The organism is Cereibacter changlensis JA139 (assembly GCF_003034985.1).
GTDB classification, from domain to species: Bacteria; Pseudomonadota; Alphaproteobacteria; order Rhodobacterales; family Rhodobacteraceae; genus Cereibacter; species Cereibacter changlensis.
The window spans coordinates 1-732 of sequence record NZ_PZKG01000395.1 but is presented as its reverse complement, the minus strand read 5'-3'; the positions used below and the strand labels follow the sequence as shown (position 1 = coordinate 732).

1 protein-coding gene is annotated in these 732 nt (G+C 67.9%); it reads left to right on the top strand.

Annotated elements, in window-relative coordinates:
- On the top strand, positions 1-708 hold a 708-nt coding region (locus C5F48_RS24310; RefSeq protein WP_107666182.1), incomplete at its 5' end, for a dTDP-glucose 4,6-dehydratase.
- Positions 709-732 lie beyond the last annotated feature (24 nt).

Below are 732 nucleotides of genomic sequence, written 5' to 3'. Positions count from 1 at the left end.
TCTAATGGCCGGCCCGAGGGCTTCCGCTTCCATCACGTCTCGACCGACGAGGTCTATGGCAGCTTGGGCGCCACCGGGCAGTTCACCGAGGCGACGCCCTACGCGCCGAACAGCCCCTACTCCGCCTCGAAGGCCGCCTCGGACCATCTGGTGCGCGCTTGGGGCGAGACCTACGGGCTGCCCTATGTGCTGACCAACTGCTCGAACAACTACGGCCCCTACCATTTCCCGGAAAAGCTGATCCCGGTGGTAATCCTGAAGGCCCTGTCTGGCGAGCCGATCCCGGTCTACGGGCAGGGCCTGAACATCCGCGACTGGCTCTATGTCGAGGATCACGCCGATGCGCTGCTGACCGTGCTGCAGCGGGGCGAGGTGGGGCGCACGTATAACATCGGCGGCGAGAACGAGGTGACGAACATCGATCTGGTGCGCCGGATCTGCGCGCTGCTCGACCGGATGCGGCCGCAGGCCCGGCCCCATGCCGAGCAGATCGCCTTCGTCACCGATCGCCCCGGCCATGACCTGCGCTATGCCATCGACCCGACCCGGATCCGGACTGAGCTCGGCTGGCGGCCCTCGGTGACGCTGGATCAGGGGCTGGAGCGCACGGTCAGGTGGTTCCTCGACAACGAGCCTTGGTGGCGGGCGCTGCAGGCACGCGACGGCGTGGGGCAAAGGCTAGGGCAGGCTGTGGGGGCCGCGCCATGATCCTCGTCTTCGGCCGGAGCGGGC